The 21,712-nt window shown below is 67.9% G+C and carries 15 protein-coding genes; 14 read left to right on the forward strand and 1 reads right to left on the reverse strand.

The features are described from left to right. Positions 1–4 precede the first annotated feature (4 nt). The 11 genes from ABGB08_RS08185 (at position 5) to ABGB08_RS08235 (ending at position 15,962) form a co-directional block, all read left to right on the forward strand. Positions 5–1,015 (forward strand): glycine betaine/L-proline ABC transporter ATP-binding protein, encoded by a 1,011-nt coding sequence (locus ABGB08_RS08185; RefSeq protein ID WP_347587943.1) that lies wholly within the window; start codon positions 5–7, stop codon positions 1,013–1,015. After that, the gene (locus ABGB08_RS08190; RefSeq protein WP_347587945.1) at positions 1,012–2,991 is read left to right on the forward strand and encodes an ABC transporter permease subunit; all 1,980 of its coding nucleotides are present in this window, start codon (positions 1,012–1,014) and stop codon (positions 2,989–2,991) included. The genes ABGB08_RS08185 and ABGB08_RS08190 overlap by 4 nt, the downstream gene beginning before the upstream one ends. Beyond that, positions 2,991–3,965: an ABC transporter substrate-binding protein gene (locus tag ABGB08_RS08195; protein ID WP_155348616.1), complete on the forward strand. Its 975-nt coding sequence runs from the start codon at positions 2,991–2,993 to the stop codon at positions 3,963–3,965. Before ABGB08_RS08190 ends, ABGB08_RS08195 begins: the two co-directional genes overlap by 1 nt. 101 nt (positions 3,966–4,066) lie before the next feature. After that, the gene (locus ABGB08_RS08200) at positions 4,067–6,445 is read left to right on the forward strand and encodes an FAD-dependent oxidoreductase (RefSeq protein ID WP_347587948.1); all 2,379 of its coding nucleotides are present in this window, start codon (positions 4,067–4,069) and stop codon (positions 6,443–6,445) included. A 10-nt stretch (positions 6,446–6,455) separates the two neighbouring features. After that, complete coding sequence (locus ABGB08_RS08205) at positions 6,456–7,655, forward strand: sarcosine oxidase subunit beta family protein (RefSeq protein WP_347587950.1); 1,200 nt, start codon at positions 6,456–6,458, stop codon at positions 7,653–7,655. Between the two features lie 166 nt (positions 7,656–7,821). Next, complete coding sequence (locus ABGB08_RS08210) at positions 7,822–8,100, forward strand: sarcosine oxidase subunit delta (RefSeq protein ID WP_155352348.1); 279 nt, start codon at positions 7,822–7,824, stop codon at positions 8,098–8,100. Between the two features lie 38 nt (positions 8,101–8,138). Further along, on the forward strand, positions 8,139–11,795 hold the full coding sequence (locus tag ABGB08_RS08215; protein WP_347588093.1) for a 2Fe-2S iron-sulfur cluster-binding protein: 3,657 nt from the start codon (positions 8,139–8,141) through the stop codon (positions 11,793–11,795). Between the two features lie 261 nt (positions 11,796–12,056). Beyond that, positions 12,057–13,223 (forward strand): ABC transporter substrate-binding protein, encoded by a 1,167-nt coding sequence (locus tag ABGB08_RS08220; RefSeq protein WP_347587952.1) that lies wholly within the window; start codon positions 12,057–12,059, stop codon positions 13,221–13,223. Then, positions 13,220–14,077, forward strand: coding sequence for an ABC transporter permease subunit (locus ABGB08_RS08225; protein ID WP_347587954.1), 858 nt, complete (start codon positions 13,220–13,222; stop codon positions 14,075–14,077). Before ABGB08_RS08220 ends, ABGB08_RS08225 begins: the two co-directional genes overlap by 4 nt. Further along, a complete protein-coding gene (locus ABGB08_RS08230; RefSeq protein WP_347588095.1) occupies positions 14,074–14,904 on the forward strand; it encodes an ABC transporter permease subunit in 831 nt (276 codons plus the stop codon). The genes ABGB08_RS08225 and ABGB08_RS08230 overlap by 4 nt, the downstream gene beginning before the upstream one ends. Next, the gene (locus ABGB08_RS08235; protein WP_347587956.1) at positions 14,901–15,962 is read left to right on the forward strand and encodes an ABC transporter ATP-binding protein; all 1,062 of its coding nucleotides are present in this window, start codon (positions 14,901–14,903) and stop codon (positions 15,960–15,962) included. Before ABGB08_RS08230 ends, ABGB08_RS08235 begins: the two co-directional genes overlap by 4 nt. Positions 15,963–16,038: 76 nt before the next feature. Here the strand turns inward: ABGB08_RS08235 and ABGB08_RS08240 are convergent, their stop codons facing one another. Then, entirely contained in the window at positions 16,039–16,533 is a 495-nt protein-coding gene (locus tag ABGB08_RS08240; protein ID WP_347587958.1) for a MarR family transcriptional regulator, read from the reverse strand. Between the two features lie 65 nt (positions 16,534–16,598). Here ABGB08_RS08240 and ABGB08_RS08245 point away from each other — a divergent pair, with 65 nt between their 5' ends. From ABGB08_RS08245 to ABGB08_RS08255, 3 genes are all read left to right on the forward strand, one after another. After that, the gene (locus ABGB08_RS08245; RefSeq protein ID WP_347587960.1) at positions 16,599–17,264 is read left to right on the forward strand and encodes an NAD(P)-binding oxidoreductase; all 666 of its coding nucleotides are present in this window, start codon (positions 16,599–16,601) and stop codon (positions 17,262–17,264) included. Positions 17,265–17,575: 311 nt separating this feature from the next. Continuing rightward, entirely contained in the window at positions 17,576–18,307 is a 732-nt protein-coding gene (locus tag ABGB08_RS08250; protein ID WP_347587962.1) for a hypothetical protein, read from the forward strand. 214 nt (positions 18,308–18,521) lie between these two features. Next, the gene (locus ABGB08_RS08255) at positions 18,522–21,569 is read left to right on the forward strand and encodes a glycoside hydrolase family 9 protein (protein ID WP_347587964.1); all 3,048 of its coding nucleotides are present in this window, start codon (positions 18,522–18,524) and stop codon (positions 21,567–21,569) included. Positions 21,570–21,712 lie beyond the last annotated feature (143 nt).

Below are 21,712 nucleotides of genomic sequence, written 5' to 3' on the forward strand. Positions count from 1 at the left end.
GCCCATGAAAGATCAGCCCGTCCTCGACGTACGCGGCCTGTGGAAGGTTTTCGGGCCCAAGCCGGAGCGCGCCGTCGGCAGCACGCTGTCGCGGCAGGAGTTGAAAGAGCGGACGGGCTGCGTGGCCGCCGTCCGGGATGTCTCTTTCACGGTACGGCCCGGCGAGGTCTTCGTCGTGATGGGATTGTCGGGGTCGGGCAAGTCGACGCTGGTCAGATGCCTGACGCGGCTGGTCGAGCCGACCGCGGGCGAGATCCTCTTCGATGGGGCGGACATCAGGCAGGCCGACGAGAGGCGGCTGCGGGAGCTGCGGCGGCATCGGCTGGCGATGGTGTTCCAGCATTTCGGGCTGCTGCCGCATCGGTGCGTGCTGGACAACGTCGCGTACGGGCTGGAGATCCGCGGCAGCGCGCGGCCAGAACGCTACAAACGGGCCCGCGAGGTGCTGGAACTGGTGGGGTTGACCGGGTTCGAGAACTCCTATCCTGATCAGCTCTCGGGGGGCATGCAGCAGCGGGTGGGGCTGGCGCGGGCGCTCGCCGTGGATCCCGATCTGCTGCTGTTCGACGAGCCGTTCTCGGCGCTGGATCCGCTGATCCGGCGCGAGATGCAGAACGAGATCATCCGGCTGCACCACGAGGTGGGCAAGACGATGGTGTTCATCACGCACGATCTCAGCGAGGCGCTCAAACTGGGCGATCGTATTCTGATCATGCGGGATGGCGCGCTGGTGCAGATGGGCACTCCGGACGAGGTGGTGGGCGCGCCCGCCGACGACTACGTGCGGGATTTCGTGAGCGATGTGCCCCGCTCGCATGTGCTGACCCTGCGGTGGATCATGCGGGAGGCGCTGCCGGAGGAGCCGCTGGACGGGCCCGAACTGGCGCCCGATCTGGTGATCCGCGACGCGGTCCACACGGTGCTGTCCGCCGATCGCCCGGTGCGGGTGGTCCGCGAGGGTGAGCTGCTCGGCGTCGTCACCAGCGCCGAGATCCTCGAAATGATCGCAAGATGATCACGCTCAGCGTGCCCGCGCGGTTGCCCGCCCGCCGTTACCTGGCTGGGGCGATCGTGGCGGCGTGGGTGCTCGGGCACGCGCTGCTGGCCGGCCGGGACACGCTGGCGCTGGGCGGGGCCGAGCTGACGCCGCTGCACGAGGGCGTCAACGAGGCGTGGGACACGGTCGACGACAACCGCAACAGCAATCCGTTCTTCTTGTACTTCGTCAACTACATCCGGCTCATCCTGGATGAGTCAGTTAAATTCGTGCAGGCGCTGATCAGCCAGCCGTCGTTCGGGCGGCCGGTGCCGGTGCTGGGCTGGCTGGGCGTGGTGGCGCTCGCGGCCGCCGTGACGTACATATTCGGAAATATCCGGGTGGCGTTGCTGACCGTGGCCGGGTTCGTGTCGTTCGGGCTGCTGGGGCTCTGGGCGGAGAGCATGGACACGCTCGCGCTGACGCTGACCGCGGTGGCGTACTCGCTGGCGGTGGGGATTCCGCTGGGCGTGTGGGCGGGGTTGAGCGGGCGTTTCAACCGGTTCGTCACGCCGGTGCTGGATTTCATGCAGACGATGCCGACGTTCGTGTATCTGGCGCCGTTGACGCTGTTCTTCCTGATCGGCCCGGCCAGCGCGACCATCGCCACGATGATCTACGCCATTCCCCCGGCCATCCGGATCACCGCGCACGCCGTCCGCGAGGTGTCCCCGGTCACGCTGGAGGCCAGTTCGTCCCTAGGCGCCACGTCGGCGCAGTCGCTCCGGCATGTACGGCTCCCGCTGGCCAGGCGCACCATCGTCGTGGGCGTCAACCAGACGATCATGGCAGCGCTGTCGATGGCCACGATCGCGGCCTTGATCGACGCGCCGGGGCTGGGCAAGACCGTGCTGAAAGCGCTCCAGACGCTGGATATCGGCGCGGCCTTCAACGCCGGTCTGGCGATTGTGATCATGGCGGTGGTGCTCGATCGGGCCACCACGGCGGCGAGCCATCGGGTGGAGACGCAGCGCCGTACCGGACGCCTGAGATCGGCATTTTTCCGGCGGGTGGAGGTGGCGGTCGCGCTGGGGATCGCGGCCGTGCTGGGCTACCTGTCCTATACCTATGTGTGGGCGGCGGAATTCCCGGCCGGAGCGAACATCGGGTCCTATGTCCGCAGGGCGGCGGACGCGGCCAGTGTCTGGGTTCAGGACAGCCTGTCCGGATTCACCGACGCGCTCAAGAACGTGATCACCTACGGCCTGCTCAACCCGTTCGAGTCGCTGCTGGCCGGTTCGCCCTGGTGGCTGGTGTTCGCGGTCGCGGTGGGCATGGCCGCGCTCGTGGGCGGAACCCGGGCGGCGATCATCGCGGCGGCCGGTCTGGCGGCGCTGATCGGGCTCGGGCTCTGGCAGGACAGCATGGTCACCCTGGCCGCCACGCTGGTCGCCACGATCCTGGTGATGGCGCTCGGCGTGGCCACCGGCGTGTGGATCGGCAGGAGCGACCGCGCCGACGCGGTGCTGCGGCCGGTCCTGGACGCCGGGCAGACCATGCCCGCCTTCGTGTATCTCGTCCCGATCCTCGGCCTGTTCGGGCCGACCCGGTTCACCGCGATCATCGCAGCCGTCGTCTTCGCCGCCCCCGTCGCGATCAAGCTGGTCGCCGAAGGCATCAGGGGCGTGCCCCCGGCCACGGTCGAGGCGGCCCGCTCGGCCGGATCGAGCTCCTGGCAGCTCATCACCAAGGTGCAACTCCCGATGGCCCGCGGCGCGGTCGCGCTGGCCGCCAACCAGGGGCTGATCTACGTGCTGTCGATGGTGGTGGTCGGCGGGCTGGTCGGCGCGGGCGCGCTCGGCTACGACGTGGTCGCCGGGTTCTCCCAGCACCAACTGCGCGGCAAGGGCCTGGCGGCGGGGCTGGCCATCGTCGTGCTGGGGATCGTCTTGGACCGTGTCACGCGAGCGGCCCAGGCCAGAACGAACCGACTCGGGGTGATCAAGGAGGACTGATGGCAATTCGACGAATAGGCGTGGTGGCCGGAGCCGTGCTGGTGCTGGCCGGATGCGGCGGGGCCAAGGTCGGCGAGGCGCCCAGCGCCGCGCCCGGCACCGGGGCCGCCGGATCGGCCGCGGCCTGCGGGACCCTCAACCTGGCGATCAACCCCTGGGTCGGGTACGAGGCGAACGCGGCCGTCATCGCGCATGTGGCCGAGAAGAACCTGGGCTGCACCGTCGTCAAGAAGGATCTGAAGGAGGAGGTCGCCTGGCAGGGCTTCGGGACCGGCGAAGTCGACGCGGTCGTGGAGAACTGGGGTCACGACGACCTGAAGCAGAAATACATCCAGGAGCAGAAGACCGCGCTCGAAGCCGGACTGACCGGGAACAAGGGTGTGATCGGCTGGTATGTCGCGCCATGGATGGCCGCGAAATATCCGGACATCACCGACTGGCAGAACCTGAACAAGTACGCGGAGCTCTTCAAGACCTCCGAATCTGGCGACAAGGGGCAGCTGCTGGACGGCGACCCCTCGTTCGTGACCAACGACGAGGCGCTGGTGAAGAACCTCAAGCTCGACTACAAGGTGGTCTACGCCGGGAGCGAGGCGGCGCTGATCACCGCGTTCCGGCAGTCGGAGAAGGAGCAGAAGCCCATCATCGGCTACTTCTACGAACCGCAGTGGTTCCTGTCCGAGCTGAAACTGGTGAAGATCAACCTTCCGGCCTATACGGCGGGATGTGACGCGGATGCCGCGAAGGTGGCGTGTGACTATCCGCTGTACGAGCTGGACAAGGTCGTCAGCAAGAAGTTCGCGGATTCCGGGAGCCCGGCGTACACGCTGATCAAGAACTTCAGCTGGACGAACGACGACCAGAATCTGGTGGCGAAGTACATCTCCGAGGACAAGATGACCCCGGCGGAGGCCGCCGCGAAGTGGGCCGCCGACAACGAGGCCAAGATCAAGACCTGGCTGCCGGCGAGCTGAGTTTCCGGGCGTCCCGTGCTGCTTGACACCCCGTGAGCAGCACGGGACGCTTGTTGCGGCAAACGCAGTTAGTTGCGCATATTGCAACAGCGGAGGTGGCTATGGCGGGCCCGAGCGTTGTCGTCATCGGCGCGGGAGTGGTGGGCGCGGCGCTCGCCGACGAGCTGTCCGCGCGCGGGTGGACCGATGTGACCGTGGTCGATCAAGGGGATGTGCCGGCTACGGGTGGGTCGTCGTCGCATGCCCCGGGGCTGGTCTTTCAGACCAACGGGTCGAAGGCGATGGCGGAGATGGCCCGCTACACGGTCGAGAAGTTCGTGGGGCTGGGGGCTTTCCTGCAGGTCGGGGGGCTGGAGGTGGCCACCACGCCGGAGCGGCTGCGGGAGTTGCATCGGCGGTACGGGTGGGCTACGTCGTGGGGGCTCGAGGCTGAGCTGCTGAGTCCGGAGGAGTGTGTGGTCCGGCATCCGTTGCTGGATGCGGGGCGGGTTCTTGGGGGGTTGTTCCTCGCGAGTGACGGGCTGGCGCTGGCCGTGCCCGCTGTGGCGGCGCAGCTGGCGCGTGCCCAGGAGCGGGGGGTGCGGGTGCTGGCGCGGCATGAGGTGCTCGACGTCGTCGCCGTGGACGGCCGGGTGACCGGAGTCGTCACCGATAAAGGGGAAATATCGGCGGATGTCGTGGTGTGTTGTGCGGGGATTTGGGGGCCCCGGGTGGCGCGGATGGTGGGGATGGAGCTGCCGTTGACGCCGCTGGCGCATCAGCTGGCGTGGACCGGGCGGTTGCCGGAGCTGGCCGGGGATGTGGTGGCGAGCCTGCCGATCCTGCGGCATCAGGATGCCGATCTTTATTACCGGGATCGGAACGGGACTCTTGGGGTCGGATACTACGGGCATCGGCCGATGCCTGTTTCCGCGGATGACATCCTTTCTGTGGACGCGGCCGAGGTGATGCCCTCGCTGATGGCCTTCACGCCGGACGACTTCGCGGACGCCTGGACCGAGACGCAGGCGCTGCTGCCCGCCACCCGTAACGCGAAGGTGGAGCAAGGCGTCAACGGGCTCTTCTCCTTCACGACCGACAACATGCCGCTGATGGGCGAATCGCGGGACGTACGCGGATTCTGGGTGGCCGAAGCGGTGTGGGTGACGCACTCGGCGGGAGTCGGGCGGGCGATGGCGGAATGGCTCGTCAACGGACGTTCCAACATCGATCTGCACGAATGCGACGTCAACCGCTTCGAACGGCACCAGCTCGCCCCGGAGTACGTCCTGGCCCGCGGTTGCCAGAACTACGTCGAGGTCTACGACATCATCCATCCGCTCCAGCCGATGGAGGACCCGCGTCCGCTTCGCACCAGTCCATTCCACGTACGGCAACGCGAGCTCGGCGCGTTCTTCCTGGAGGCGTCCGGGTGGGAACGTCCGCATTGGTACGGCGTCAACGAGGGGTTACCCGCTCCTTCGTATGTGCCGAACGATTGGGCTGCCCGGTACTGGTCGCCGATCGTCGGCGCGGAGGCCAAGGCGACCCGGGAGGGTGTGGCCCTCTACGACATGACCGCGCTGAAACGGCTGGAAGTGAGCGGGCCTGGCGCGACGGCGTTCCTGCAGCGGCTGACGACCGGGGATGTGGATAAATCCATCGGGTCGGTGACGTATTGCCTGCTGCTCGATGGGGATGGCGGGATTCGCAGTGATGTCACTGTGGCGCGGCTGGGTGTGGATCACTACCAGGTCGGTGCGAACGGGGAGCTGGATCTGGACTGGTTCGAGCGGCATCGTCCGGGTGATGTGTTCGTGCGGGATATCACGGCGGGCACGTGCTGTCTGGGGGTGTGGGGGCCTCGGGCGCGGGAGCTGGTGCAGCCGCTGACGGGTGTCGATCTGACGGCGCTTCGGTATTTCCGGGGGGCTCGGGGATATGTCGGGCATGTTCCGGTGACGATGCTGCGGTTGTCGTATGTCGGGGAGTTGGGGTGGGAGATCTACACCACGGCTGATATGGGGCTCAAGCTCTGGGACACGCTGATGCGGGAGGGCGCGATCGCGGCGGGGCGGGGGGCGTTCGCGAGCTTGCGGCTGGAGAAGGGATATCGGTCGTTCGGGGTGGATATGACCTTCGAGCACGATCCGTACGAGGCGGGGCTGGGGTTCGCGGTCAAGCTGGGGAAAGGCGACTTCATCGGGCGGGACGCGGTGCTGGAGCGTAAGGAGTCGGTGCGGCGGAAGCTCACGTGTCTGGTGCTGGACGACGTGGTCATGGGGAAGGAGCCCGTCTATCACGACGGGCGTGCGGTGGGGTATGTCACCAGCGCGGCTTATGGCTACACGATCGGGCGGGGTATCGCGTATGCGTGGCTTCCCGCTGAGCTTTCCGTGCCGGGGACGGGTGTGCGGATCGGTTACTTCGATCGGCTGGTGGATGCGGTCGTCGCGGCGGAGCCTTTGTTCGATCCGGCTATGGAACGCCTGCGCGGTTAGAGGGAGAACGATGCATCCGGATCGTTTGTGGCGGTCGGCGGAGCCGCGGAAGGCCTACGACGTGGTCATCGTGGGTGCGGGTGGGCATGGGCTGGCCACGGCCTACTATTTGGCGAAAAATCATGGCATCGGGGATGTGGCGGTGCTGGAGCGAGGGTGGCTGGCCGGGGGGAATATGGCCAGGAACACCACGATTATTCGGTCCAATTATCTGTGGGATGAGAGCGCGGGGATCTACGAGCACGCGCTCAAGCTGTGGGAGGGGCTGGAGGAGGATCTCGGGTATCCGCTGCTGTTCAGCCAGCGTGGTGTGCTCAATCTGGCACATAGCCTGCAGGATGTCCGTGATGGGGTTCGGCGGGTCGAGGCCAATCGCGTCAACGGGGTGGACGCCGAATGGCTCGATCCAGAGCAGGTCAAAGAGATCTGCCCGATCGTCGATGTGAGCCCTGAGGTTCGCTATCCCGTGCTCGGTGCGACCTACCAGCCGCGGGCCGGTATCGCCAAGCACGACAACGTCGCCTGGGCGCTGGCGAAAGCCGCCTCCGACCTGGGCGTCGATCTGATCGAACACTGCGAAGTAACCGGAGTCGAAGTAACCGACGGTCGCGCCACCGCTGTAACGACCACCCGCGGCCGGATAACCGCCAATAAAATCGCGCTATCCGCTGCGGGCCACACTTCGGTTGTCGCCAAAACCGCTGGAATAGGCCTCCCCCTGCAAACCCATCCGCTCCAAGCTCTCGTTTCCGAGCTCCTCGAACCTGTTCACCCCACCGTTGTCATGTCCAACGCCGTGCACGTTTATGTGAGCCAAGCCCACAAAGGCGAGCTGGTCATGGGCGCGGGCATTGACGCCGCCAACTCCTACCGCCGCCGCGGCGCCTTCCACATCATCGAACGCCAGATGGCCGCCGCCCTCGAGCTCTTTCCCATCTTCGCCCGCGCCCACGTCCTGCGAACCTGGGGCGGCATCGTGGACGTCTCCCCCGACGCCTCCCCCATCATCGGCCTCACCCCCGTCGAAAACCTCTACCTCAACTGCGGCTGGGGCACCGGCGGCTTCAAAGCCACCCCCGGCATCGGCTGGTGCTACGCCCACACCATCGCCCACAACACCCCCCACCCCCTCGCGGCCCCCTTCACCCTCAACCGCTTCACCACCGGCGCCCTGGTAGACGAACACGGCGCCGCCGCCGTCGCCCACTGACTTTCCCCACATGCCCATTCCGCCACCTACCGACTTTCCCCATAGACCCATCCCATCGCCCACCGACTTTCGTCATACGCCCACCCCGTCGCCCACCGACCTTCCCCATGGGCCCATCCCATCGCCCACCGACCTTCCCTGTACGTCCACCCTGTGGAGGCCCCCCGTGCTCCTTATCTCTTGCCCCTGGTGTGGGCAGCGCGATGAAGTTGAATTTCACTATGGCGGGCAGGCTCATGTGGCTTATCCGGAGGATCCAGCCGCGTTGTCGGATGAGGAATGGGGACGGTATTTGTTCTTCCGGGAGAATCCGGAAGGATCGTTCGCGGAGCGGTGGAGCCATTCGGCAGGCTGCCGTCGGTGGTTCAACGTAGTGCGGGATACCCGGACCAATCGGATTCAGGCTGTTTATCTGCCTGGAGAGCCTCGGCCGGTGATCGGGTGAACAGGCATCCTGAGCTGGGGGCCATCGACCGGACGCGGGTGCTCCGGTTCGTTTTCGATGGCCAGGAGTACAGCGGACATCCCGGAGACACGCTCGCGTCCGCGCTGCTGGCCAATGGTGTTCGGCGGGTCGGGACGAGTGCGATTCTGGGGCGACCTCGCGGGATTTTCTCCGCCGGGGTCGAGGAGCCCAATGCGGTAGTGCAGATTGAGGCGCCGTTCCCTGAGCCCATGGTTCCGGCGACGACGATCGAGCTTTATGACGGATTGGTGGCGCGCAGCCTAGCCGGGCGGGGACGGCTCGCCGATCAGCCGGATCCGGCGCGGTATGACGCTGTTTACGCGCATTGCGATGTGCTGGTGGTCGGGGCTGGTCGTGCGGGAGTGGCGGCCGCGCTGGAGGCCGAACGTTCCGGAGCTCGGGTGATCATCGCCGACTCAGGGCCGGTTACAGCCGAAGGCCTGAGAGCACCTACCAGAATGAGCGGTTCGCCAGGTTACTCACCGTTATCCGGCGCCGTTTACGCAGGTGACAGTTCTCGCCGCACCGGCGCCAAGAACGTCAGCGGCATTCCGTTGAGCGCTCCAGCAGAATCACCGAACCTCAATGTGCCAGCAGAACCGCGGAAGCTCGGTGCGCTGGCAGAACCAACGGAGGTCAATGGGCTGGCAGAACCGCCGGAAGTCGGTGCGCTGGCAGAACCAACGGAGGTCAATGGGCTGGCAGAACCGCCGGAAGTCGGTGCGCTGGCAGGACCAACGGAGGTCAGTGGGCTGGTAGAAGCGCCGGAGGTCGGTGGGCTGGTTGGGGCGGGGACTCGGGTGCTTGGGCGGACGACCGTGGTGGGGTATTACGACGACAACTATCTGGTGGCGGTTGAGCGTAGGACTGGGCATCTTGGGTTTGGCGCGTCGCCGGGGGTGGCTCGGGAGAGAGTGTGGCGGATTCGGGCTAAGCGGGTGGTTCTCGCTACCGGGGCGCTGGAGCGGCCGATTGCGTTCGCGGGGAATGATTTGCCGGGGGTGATGCTGGCGGGGGCGGCTAGGGAGTATCTCGTCCGGTTCGGGGTGTTGCCTGGGCGGCGGGTGGTGGTGTTCACGACCAATGACAGTGCTTATGGCGCCGCGTTGGAGCTGGCGGGGGCGGGGGTTGCGGTCGCGGCGATCGTGGATTCTCGGCGTGTTCCTGGTGAGGAGTGGGTGAGTCGGGCGCAGGCGGCCGGTATTGAGGTGCTTGCCGGATATTTCGTGACTGAGGCGCGGGGAGGCGATGAGCTCGCTTCCGTGCTTGTCAGTCCTCGCGAGGCTTCGGGCGTCGATTTCGGCAGTCGGGAGCTTTCGGCCGATCTCTTGCTGGTTTCTGGGGGTTGGAACCCTGTTGTTCACCTGTTCAGCCAGTCGGGCGGGACGCTGCGATACGAGGAGTCCCTGGGCGCGCTGGTCCCGGATGAGTCTCCGCAGGCTGTGGAGGTGGTGGGTGCCGCGCGGGGAAACATCGATCACGGCGGCGAGGTCCTGTGGTTCGTCCCGGCCGATGATTACTCGCGGCATTTCGTGGACCTTCAGCGGGATGTGACCGTTGCCGACATATGGCGGGCCACGGGCGCGGGGCTCACCTCGGTCGAGCATGTGAAGCGGTACACGACCGCAGGGACCGCACACGACCAGGGGAAGACCTCCGGAGCGCTGACGGCGGCGCTGGTCGCGCATGCGATCGGGGCCACTCCGGGCGAGGTGGGTAACACGACATTCCGGGCGCCATATCTGCCGGTGTCGTTCGCGACGCTCGCCGGGCGCGATCGTGGCGATCTCCACGATCCGGTACGGATCACCGCGCTCCACCAATGGCACGTCGACCACGGAGCCCTGTTCGAGAACGTCGGTCAATGGAAGCGCCCCTGGTACTACCCCCAGAACGGCGAGGACATGGAGGCGGCGGTACTCCGCGAATGCCGCGCCGCCCGCGAAGACGTCGCCGCGATGGACGCCTCCACGCTCGGGAAGATCGACGTGATCGGCCCCGACGCCGCCGAGTTCCTCGATCGCCTGTACACGAATCTGATCAGCTCGCTCGCCGTCGGTTCGATCAGATACGGCATGATGTGCCGCCCCGACGGCATGGTCTTCGACGACGGCACCACGATCCGCCTGGCCGACGACCACTTCCTGATCACCACCACGACCGGCAACGCGGCCGCCGTACTCGACTGGATGGAGGAGTGGCTGCAGACAGAATGGCCCGACCTGCGGGTCACCTGCACCTCCATCACCGAACAATGGGCCACCGTGGCCCTCGTCGGCCCCGGCTCACGAGCGGTCCTCCGCGACCTGGCCCCCGCCCTCGCCGTCGACAAGACGAGCTTCCCGTTCATGACCTGGCGCGACACCGAGGTGGCCGGCATCCCCGCCCGCGTCTGCCGCATCAGCTTCTCCGGCGAACTCGCCTACGAGATCAACGTCTCCGCCTGGTACGGCCTCGCCCTCTGGCAAGCCCTCATGTCCCGAAATATCACCCCCTACGGCACCGAAACCATGCACGTCCTCCGCGCTGAGAAGGGTTACCCGATCATCGGCCAGGACACCGACGGGACCACCACCCCCCAGGACCTCGGCATGACCTGGATCATCTCCAAAAAGAAGCTCGACTTCCTCGGCAAACGCTCCTTCACCCGCCAGGACACCTCCCGCCCCGACCGCCGCCACCTCGTCGCCCTCCTCCCCCAAAACCCCACCACCCACCTCCCCGAAGGCGCGGCCCTCCTCGCCGACAACAAAATGGTCGGCCACGTCACCTCCAGCTACACCAGCGCCACCCTCAACCGCACCTTCGCCCTAGCCCTCGTAACCGGCTCCCACCCAACTCTCACCACGCTCAGCGGCACCAAAGCCGACGTGACCACCCCCGTCCTGTACGACCCCGAAGGCACCCGCCGCGACGGCAACCCTGACGAGGAAACCCGCCACGACGCTGGAACGGACGTGGGCGGCTCCCCACCAGTAGCGTCCGACAGAACGAGTGATTCGCCGAGTTCCTCGCCGTTATCCGGCGCCGTTTACGCAGGTAACGGTTCTCGCCGCACCGGCGCCAAGAGTGGCAGCGGCAGTCTGTCCGGATTTCAAGCCCCAGAAACGCATCCTCCAGCGCCAGAGCCGAGCCCTGCCATGCAGGCCGAACCCGGAGCCACTCCCGCGCGCAGCGCCGCCACGCAGACCGAACCCGCAACCACTCCCCCTCATCCCCCAGCACCCGAGCGCAGGAGCCCTTTGAATGGGTTCTTCGCCGAGTTCGATGGGGTGAGCGTGCGGGAGGTGCCCTTCCTTAAGCAGGTCAATGTCAGGAGTGGTGAACCGCTCACGCCGGCCAATGCCGCCGTGACGGATGGCGAGACGGTCACGGTCTGGCTCGGGCCGGATGAGTGGCTGGTGGTTGGGCCCTCGGAGGTGCGGGGGGTGGATGTGTCGGCGCAGCGGACCGCGATCAGGGTGAGTGGGGGGCGGGCGCGGGAGTTGCTGGCGCATGGGTGCGGGCTTGATCTGCATCCGGAGGTTTTCCCGGTTGGGCGGTGCGCGCAGACGCTGCTGGCGCGTGCGCAGATCATCCTGATCGCTGAAAGTGATGGCTTTCTGGTCCTTGTCAGAGCGTCGTTCGCACGCTATCTGGCCGCGTGGCTATTGGACGCCGCCTCCGAATTCTGACCCCACGTACGCGCCTTGTGCTCCGTACGCAGCAAGTTCGGCATCGAATGGAGACCTTCTTGGCCGATATTGACCAATATCACGTGGTATCGAGCAATAAAAGCGCACCGAGTCATGATCGGGACCCAAGCCGAAGGGCGCCCCATGAAGTCAGCGGTTTCCAGATGGTACGCCCCTGTTCACGCGCGCGTCACTGACCGCAGAGACACCATCCCTAGTTTGTTCGGAGAAGTACTACATCGTTTCACCTGGAGATCTGCTGTGACCTCTGCACGACTGCCACTCGCCGGCCTTTCGGCCGTTGTTATTTTCGGCGCCGTCGCCTGTGGCGCCGCGCCCGGCACCACGGGAGCGTCCGGTTCCGCCGCGCCGAGCGGGGGCGGGGTGGACGCCAGGACCGCCACCTCGGCCGCCGACTTCGGCGGTCTGGACAAGCTGGTCGAGGCCGCCAACGCGGAGGGCAAGCTCCACGTCATCGCGCTGCCGCCCAGCTGGGCCAACTACGGCGAGATCCTCGCCGCCTTCAAGGCCAAGTACCCCAAGATCACGATCGAGGAGGAGACCCCGGACGCCTCCTCGGCCGACGAGATCAACGCGGTGAAGACCCGCAAGGGCCAGGACCGCGCCCCGGACGTGCTCGACATCGGGCAGGCGTTCGCGGTGAGCGGGGCCGCCGAAGGGTTGTTCGCGCCGTACAAGGTGCAGACCTGGGACAAGATCCCGGACGGGCAGAAGGAGCCGAGCGGGCTCTGGTTCAACGACTACGGCGGCTACGTGTCGATCGGCTGTGACGCCAAGAAGGTCGACCCCTGCCCGACCACCTTCGCCGACCTGCTCAAGCCCGAGTACAAAGGCAAGGTCGCGATGAACGGCAACCCGACCAAGTCGGGTTCGGCGTTCGCCGGCGTGTACGCGGCGGCGCTGGCCAACGGCGGCTCGTTCGACGACATCAAGCCGGGCATCGAGTTCTTCAAGAAGCTGAAGGACGCCGGGAACTTCAACCCGGTCGAGACCACCCCGGCCACGATCGAGAAGGGCGAGACCCAGATCAGCATCGACTGGGACTACAACAACGCCGCCTACGCCCCGCTGATGACCCCCAAGGGCCTGGACTGGAAGACCGTCATTCCCACCGACGGCAAGTACTTCCAGCTGTACGCGCAGGCGATCAACTCCGGCGCCCCGCACCCGGCGGCGGCCCGCCTCTGGCAGGAGTTCCTCTACAGCCCCGAGGGCCAGAACCTGTTTCTGAAGGGCTTCGCCCGCCCGGTGCTGCTGCCCGCGATGATCGCTGACGGAACCGTGGACCAGGCCGCGTCAGCCGCGCTTCCGCCGGTGGAGGGCACGCCCACCTTCCCGACCGACGCGCAGACCACGAAGGCCCAGGCGGACCTGGCGGCCGGCTGGGGCGCCGCGGTCGCCGGATGACCGCGGTCAAGGCACGCCGCAACTGGGGGAAGGGGTGGGCGCCCGCCGCGCCCCTTCTCCTGGTGGTGGCGGTCGCGTTCGGGATACCGGCGGTGATGCTCGCCGTGGGCGCGTTCACCGAGAAGGGCGCGCCCGGCGAGCCCTCCTCGTTCGGGTTCGCGAACGTGACAGCCAGCCTGCGCGAGCCGTACCTGGGGACGCTGCTGAGCAGTGTGGAACTGTCCGCGGTGGTGGCCGTGGCAGGGGCGTTGACCGGGACGTTCGTGGCGCACGCCGTACTGACCTCGAAGAGTTCGGCGCTGCGTGAGGCGGTGCTGAGCGTGTCCGGGGTGCTGGCCAACTTCGGCGGGGTGCCGCTGGCGTTCATCTGGATCGCCACGCTGGGCAACTCCGGCGTGGTCACCACCGGCCTCGGGCTCGGCTCGGGGCTGCTCTACAACTTCTGGGGCCTGGCCCTGGTCTACCTCTACTTCTCGATCCCGCTGATGGTGCTGGTGATCGCCCCGGCGCTGGAGGGGCTGCGCCCGCAGTGGCGGGAGGCGGCGCTCAACAACGGCGCGACGACCTGGCAGTTCTGGCGGCTTGTCGGCATTCCGGTGCTGGCTCCCGCGCTGCTCGGCGGGGTGGTCCTGCTGTTCGGCGGCGCGTTCGCCGCGTATGCGACGGCCGCCGCCATGGTGGGCGCGTCGGTGCCGCTGGTGACGCTGCAGATCGCGGACGCGCTGACCGGCAACGTGCTGGTCGGCTTCGAGAACGTGGCGCTGGCGCTGAGCCTGGACATGATCGTCATCGCCCTGCTGGTGATGGCCGTCTACCTGCCGCTGCAACGAAGGAGCACGCGTTGGCTGCGGTGACTCCCACCATCGTCACCCCGGCGGCTCCGGTGGTGGGCGGCGGCTGGGGCCGGCGGGTGATCCTGCTGATCGCCGCCGTGTACTTCCTGGTGCCGATGCTGGTCGCGGCGACGTTCACGGTCTACAACGAGGCGCAGGGGTTCTCGCTCGGCGCCTACGGCCGGATCCTGTCGGCGCCCGGTTTCGTCTCGAGCTTCCTGCTGTCGCTGGCGCTGGCGGCGGCCACGATCGTCATCGTGCTGCTGCTCATCCTGCCGGCCATGCTGGCGGTGCGGCTCGGCGCACCGGGGCTGCGGCCGGTGCTGGAGACGATCACGACGCTGCCGCTGGTCGTGCCGCCCATCACCTACGTGGTGGGCATCAGCACCTCGCTGCGGGAGGGCGCGGACGCGCTGGCGGCCACGCCGTTCTGGCAGACGCTCATCTCGCTGCAGGATGAGAACTTCCCGTTCGTGCTGGTCCTGGCGTACGTGGTCCTGGCCCTGCCGTTCGCCTACCGGTCGCTGGACGCGGGCCTGCGGGCGATCGACGTGGTCACCCTGGTCGAGGCGGCCAGGAATCTGGGCGCGTCCTGGCCGCAGGTGATGCTGCGGGTGATCATGCCCAACCTGCGTTCCGCGCTCGCCGGGGCCGCGTTCCTGACGCTGGCGCTGGTGCTCGGCGAATACACCGTCGCCGCCCTGCTCGGCTACCAGACGTTCCCGGTCTGGATCGTGACGATCTCCGGCAGCGACGGGCAGCTGTCGGTGGCGCTGTCCATTCTCAGCCTGTTGCTCGCCTGGCTGCTGCTGCTCACGCTCTCCCGGGCCGGAAGGAAGAAATCATGACCGTGGAGTTCCGCGGGCTGCGGCGCACGTACGGCCCGACGGTGGCGCTGGACGGCTTGGACCTGACCGTCGAGCAGGGCGAGCTGATCGCGCTGCTGGGCCCGTCCGGCTGCGGCAAGACGACCGCGCTGCGCTGTGTCGCCGGGTTCGAGAAGCCGGACTCCGGCATGGTGCTGATCAACGGCAAGGACGTCACCCGGGTTCCGGCCAACCGCCGGGACGCCGGGATGGTGTTCCAGTCGTACTCGCTGTTCCCGAACCTGAACGCGCGCGACAACGTGGCGTTCGGGATGCGGGTGCGGGGCCGCCCGGTGGCCGAGCGGCACGCCCGGGCCGACGAGCTGCTCGACCTGGTCGGCCTGGCCGGGCGGGGCGACCGTTACCCGCACCAGCTGTCCGGCGGGCAGCAGCAGCGGGTGGCGCTGGCCCGCGCGCTGGCGCTCGCGCCGCAGGTGCTGCTGCTGGACGAGCCGCTGTCGGCGCTGGACGCCAAGGTCCGGGTGTCGCTGCGGGAGGAGATCCGCCGGCTCCAGCTGGAGCTGGGCATCACCACCGTGTTCGTCACCCACGACCAGGAGGAGGCCCTGTCGATCGCCGACCGGGTCGCGGTGCTGAAGGACGGGCGGCTTGAGCAGGTGGGCGCGCCCGCCGAGATCTACGACCGCCCGGCCACGCCGTTCGTGGCCGAGTTCGTCGGCACCATGAACCACCTGGCCGGCCGGGTGACCGGCGACCGGGTGGAGGTGCTCGGCAAGCTGCTGCCGGTGGACGGCACCGCGCCCGGCGAGCTGGTGGACGTGCTGGTCCGGCCGGAGGCCGTCCTGGTCACCCCCGCCGAGTCCGGCTCGGCGCTCATCCTGGCCTCCTCGTTCCGCGGCTCGACCGCCCGCCTGCGGGTGCAGCTCGCCGACGAAAGCGAGGTCCTCGCCGACGTCCCCGGCCACGACGCGGTACGGCTCGCGCCCGGCCTGCGGGTGGAGGTCTCCGTGGTCGAACGCCCGGTGCTGGTCACCGCCCGTACGGCCACGGCCGACGACGAGTCGGTGGTCACGGCGTAGCAGCCACGGCGGTCCAGCCAGTCGTCACGAAGCAAAGGTGCCGGTCGCCCAATAACGGTGACCGGCACCCCCCTTTTCAGTCCTCGTCGGCGAGGGCGTCCGTGGCTTCGCGGCCGGCGACGGTGGTGCGGCGCAGGAATCCGGCGAGGAGTTCCAGCTCCTTGTCGTCGTAGCCGGTGCAGATCTCGTCCATCGCGGCGTTCATGCCCTGGTACAGGTGATACAGCTCGGCACCGCGGTCGCGCAGGGCCCGGACGGCCACCGCGCGCCGGTCGGACGCGTCGGGGGTGCGCTCGCGGGTCACCCAGCCGCCGCGCTGGAGCCGGTCGATGATGCCGGTCACCGTGGCCGGGTGCAGCCCGGCCCTTCTGGCCAGGGCGCTCGGGCTGAGCGGGCCGTGCCGGGAGATCAGGTCCAGGCAGTCCAGATCCACGTCCTTGAGCCCGGCGTGCATGCCCACGTGGTGGTTGAGCAGCGACAGCTGGTTGCTGAGCTCGCGCAGCGACTCCTTGATCTCCACAGTCAGCCGCCGCCGGTGGCGAGCCGCGAACTCAGATGATACGGAATCCATATGATATGATCCTCGTGTCGTATGACATACAGAGAAAAGGGTATCGCCACTCGGAGGTACGAGCCATGCAACTCACGATCTTCGCGGCCACCGGCGGGATCGGCCGCCAGCTGGTCGAACAAGCCCTGGTGGAAGGGCATGACGTCACCGCGGTCGCGCGGAATCCGCGGGGACTGAGCGGTGTGGCGCGGGTGGTCACCGCGGATCTCTCGGCGCCCGATCCCGCCGCGCTGCAGGACGCGGTGGCCGGGGCCGACGCGGTGCTGTCCGGTCTCGGCCCGCGGACCAGGGCCGAGGCGGGCGTGGCCGGGGCCGGCACGCGGGCGATCGCGGCGGCCATGCACGACACCGGAGTGCGGCGGATCGTGGTGGTCAGCGCCGCGCCCATGGGGACGTTCCCGACCCCGGCGAACCCCCGGCCGCCGCGCTTCGATCCCGGGGACGGGTTCTTCATGCGGCACCTGTTCGCGCCGTTCGCGAAGGCGGCCTTCCGCCCGGTGTACGAGGACCTGGCCGTGCTGGAGGACGTGCTGCGGGACAGCGGCCTGGACTGGACGATCGTGCGCCCGCCGCGGCTGACCGACAAGCCGCTCACCGGGGTGTATCGCACGGCGCACGGGCAGAACATCCGGGGTGGCTGGCTGGTGCCGCGCGCCGATGTGGCCCATTACATGCTGCGTACGCTGCGGGATCGCGGCACGGTCAAGCAGATCATGGGAATCGCGACCTAGCCCACTCTTAACCGGCTGACGCTTAACCGGCTGACCAGTTTCGTCGGCTTTTGTCGGATATCTCGTCTTTAATGCACTGATTCGGCTCGGTGAACAGGTCCACTATGGAGATTTTTCCGGTTCATTGTGGACCTTGGATCTCACTGCGGGGCGACGCCAAGGTATTAGCGTTACCCGTCGCGCGCCCTCCGGTGCCTCGTTGATCTTCCCTCCGATCGACGGCCGGGGAATTGATCGATCACCTGGTGCGTGTTCAGGCTGCCCCCGTTGATCGGCTGGCATTGCCGCACGTATGCCGGATATTTCGTGCTATGAAAGGGAAATCCGTGAACCCGCAGTATCCACAAAACCCCCAATACCCGCAGCAGCCTCAGTACCCGGTCGAGCAGGCCACCACACGGTACGACCCGCAGCAGCCGCAGCAGCCCCAGTACCCCGGACAGCAGGGACAGCAGCCGCAGTACCAAGGCCAGCAGCCCCAATATCCGGGCCAGCAGGGCCACTACCACGTCCAGCAGCCCGGCTACCCCCCGCAGCAGGGCTACCCGCAGAACGCCGGACACCCGGGAGTACCCCAGGGCCCGCTGAAGACCCCGGTCACCCTCACGATCACCCTGATCAGCGCCATCGTCATCGCGCTGGCCAACGTGGTGAACGGCGTCATCTACCTGATCTCCGGCGAGGACCTGCTGATCGACCAGGTGAAGTCGCTCGGCTTCAGCGAGGAGCTGGTGGAGGCGGCGATGCGGGAGGTCGACACCTCCATCGTGACCGGCCGCGCCGTGACCTTCATCATCAACGGCCTGGTCGTCGGCCTGCTGCTGATGGCGCTCAGGTCCGCCAAGACCTGGGCCCGCGTGGTGCTGACGATCTTCAGCCTGGGCGCGCTCTTCACCGCGTTGATGGCCCTGGCCGACAACCTCAGCTCGCTCAACATGATCCTCGCCCTGGCCGTCGGCCTGGCCGGGCTGACCGCCCTCAGCACCGTCTGGCTGCCGCCGACCAACCGCTACGCCAGCTGGCGCAAGCTCTCCGGCGCCTGATCCGCCCACGACACCCGACGCCGCGGCATGTCCGCCATGCCGCGGTGAAAGGTTCATCGAAGATCACGCGACAGCCGTTGTCCACCCCTGCGACCTGCAGATCGACCCCCCTGCGAGCAGAACCCCACCGCACGTCTTCTCGACGGTCACGACATCCCCTAACCTGCGCGGGAGCGCTCCCACATTCCTCCCACGCGCTCCTGGAAGGACCGTCGTGACCCGATCGCCTGGCCGGCGCCTGCACGCGTTCGTCGCGGGCTGTGCGGCCGCCGTACTCACCCTCACCGGCCTGACGGCCTCCTCGGCGCACGCCGAGATCATCGAGCACATCGACAACGGCACGTTCGACAGCGCCACCGCCCCGTGGTGGTCCACCGGGAACACCCCGATCTCGGCCGTGGACGGCGAGCTGTGCGCACAGGTGCCCGCGGGCGCCGCGAACCCCTGGGACGCCAGTCTCGGCCACAACGACATCACGCTGGCCGAGGGCGACCCGTACACGCTGACCTTCACGGCCTCCGCCAGCGCGGCCGTGACGGTCCGGGCGAACGTGCAGCTGAACGAGGCGCCGTTCACCACCGCGATCTCCCGCGAGGTGGCGCTCACCAGCACGCCGCAGACCTTCACCTACGAGTTCGACGGCAACCTGGACTCGGCCAACGGGACCTTCACCTTCCAGCTGGGCGGGGGCGCCTCGGCGTTCACGTTCTGCCTGGACGATGTCTCGCTGACCAGCGACACCGACGCCGAGCCTCCGGCGGGCGGGCCCGAGCAGCTGGAGAACGGCGACTTCGCCGACGGCCTCGGCGGCTGGTTCACCTACGGCACCAACGCCACCAGCACGGCGGACGGGCGGCTGTGCACCACCGTTCCGGCCGGTCTGGCCAACCCGTGGGACGCCGGCATCGGGCAGAACGACGTGCCCCTGGTGAACGGCGCCACCTACACCTTCTCGTTCGAGGCGTCGGCCTCGCCCGGCTCGTCGGTCAACGCCAACGTGCAACTGGGCGACGCGCCGTTCACTTCGTTCTTCGGGCGTACGGTGCCGCTGACCGCGACCACACAGACCTTCGAATACACCTTTACCGCGACCGCCGACACCGAGCGGGCCCAGGTGGTGTTCCATGTGGGCGCCAACACGGCCGAGTACCGCCTGTGCGTGGACGACGTGTCGCTGCGCGGGGGCGAGGAGGAGCCGCCGTACGTGCCGGACACCGGGCCGCGCGTCCGGGTGAACCAGGTCGGCTACCTGCCGCACGGACCGAAGAACGCGACCGTCGTGACCGAGGCGACCGCGGCGCTGCCGTGGCAGCTCAAGAACGCCGGCGGCACCGTGCTGGCCAGCGGGAACAGCACGCCGCGCGGCGTCGACCAGGCGTCGGGGCAGAACGTGCACACGATCGACTTCAGCTCCTACACCGGCACGGGGAACGGCCTGACGCTGGTCGCCGACGACCAGACCAGCTACCCGTTCGACATCTCCGCCGACGTCTACGACCAGCTGCGCTCGGACTCGCTGCAGTTCTTCGCGCTGCAGCGCAGCGGCATCGCCATCGACGGCGCCCTGTTCGGCGCGCAGTACGCCCGCCCGGCCGGGCACCTGGGCGTCGCCCCCAACCAGGGCGACACCGACGTGCCGTGCCAGCCGGGCGTCTGCGACTACCGCCTGGACGTGCGCGGCGGCTGGTACGACGCGGGCGACCACGGCAAGTACGTCGTCAACGGCGGCATCGCGGCCTACCAGCTGCTGAGCACCTTCGAGCGGACCAAGACCGCGATCACCGGCTTCGGCGGCGCGGAGCTGGGCGACAGCACGCTGCGGGTGCCCGAGCGCGGCAACGGCGTGCCGGACGTGCTGGACGAAGCCCGCTGGGAGCTGGAGTTCCTGATGCGGATGCAGGTGCCGGTCGGCAAGCCGCTGGCGGGCATGGCCCACCACAAGATGCACGACCAGAACTGGACCGGCCTGCCGCTGCAGCCCGAGGACGACCCGCAGCTCCGCGAGCTGCACCCGCCGTCCACCGCGGCCACGCTCAACCTGGCCGCCACCGCCGCGCAGTGCGCCCGGCTGTTCGCCCCGTACGACGCCGCGTTCGCGGCGAAATGCCTGACCTCGGCGAAGCGCGCCTGGACGGCCGCCAAGGCCAACCCGGCCAGGTTCGCCGACCCGAACGACGGCAACGGCGGCGGCTCCTACAGCGACGGCGACGTGAGCGACGAGTTCTACTGGGCGGCGGCCGAGCTCTACCTGACCACCGGGGAGGCCCCGTACCTGACCGAGTTGCGCGCGTCGCCGCACCACACCGGCAACGTGTTCACCTCGACCGGCTTCGGCTGGCCGGCCACGGCGGCGCTGGGCCGGATGGATCTGGCCACGATCCCGAGCGAGCTGCCCGCCGCCGAGCGCCAGCAGCTCCGCCAGTCGGTGGTGACGGCCGCGGACGCGTACCTCGCCACGCTGGCCACCCAGGCGTACGGGCTGCCGCTGCCCGGCGGCGCGAACAACTACTTCTGGGGCTCCAACAGCAACATCATCAACAACGTGATCGTGCTGGCCACCGCGTACGACCTGACCAGGGACCGCAAGTACCAGGCCGGTGCCCTGCAGGGGATGGACTACATCTTCGGCAGGAACGCGCTCAACCACTCCTACGTCACCGGCTGGGGGGAGAAGAACCCGCAGAACCAGCACAGCCGGATCTTCGGCCACCAGCTCGACGAGAGCCTGCCCAATCCCCCGGCGGGATCGATCGCCGGTGGCGCGAACGCGGGTCTTGACGATCCGTACGCCTCTGGCCTGCTGGCCGGGTGCAAGCCGCAGTTCTGCTACGTCGACCACATCGAGTCGTACGCGACCAACGAGGTGGCGGTCAACTGGAACTCGGCGCTGAGCTGGATCGCGTCCGCGCTGGCCGACCAGGGTGACGGGCAGGCCCCGGCGGCCGGGGCGTGCAAGGTGGACTATGTCCGGCACGGGCAGTGGGCCGGTGGCTTCACCTCCCAGGCCACGATCACCAACACCGGGACGACGCCGATCGACGGCTGGACGCTGCGGTGGGCCTGGATCGGCGACCAGAAGGTGACCGATCACTGGCTGACCTCCATCACCCAGACCGGAGCGTCGGTGGCCGCGACCAACCTCAGCCACAACAAGAAGATCATGCCGGGGAGCACGGTCACGTTCGGCTTCCTCGGGGACAGCGCGGGCGGGGCGAACCCCACGCCAGGCCTGTTCACGCTGAACGGGAAGGTCTGCGCTTAGCGGGATAAACCACGGCCGCGTCGTCTCCTGACGGCGCGGCCGTTCTCATTCTCCGAAATATTTCGGTCACAATCGGAGATCTATCGGCACCGTTCTTGCCTGTACTCGTACGCCTGACTAATCTCACAAAGAGCAAATGGCAC

Source organism: Acrocarpospora sp. B8E8 (assembly GCF_039871605.1).
Classification (GTDB): domain Bacteria; phylum Actinomycetota; class Actinomycetes; order Streptosporangiales; family Streptosporangiaceae; genus Acrocarpospora; species Acrocarpospora macrocephala.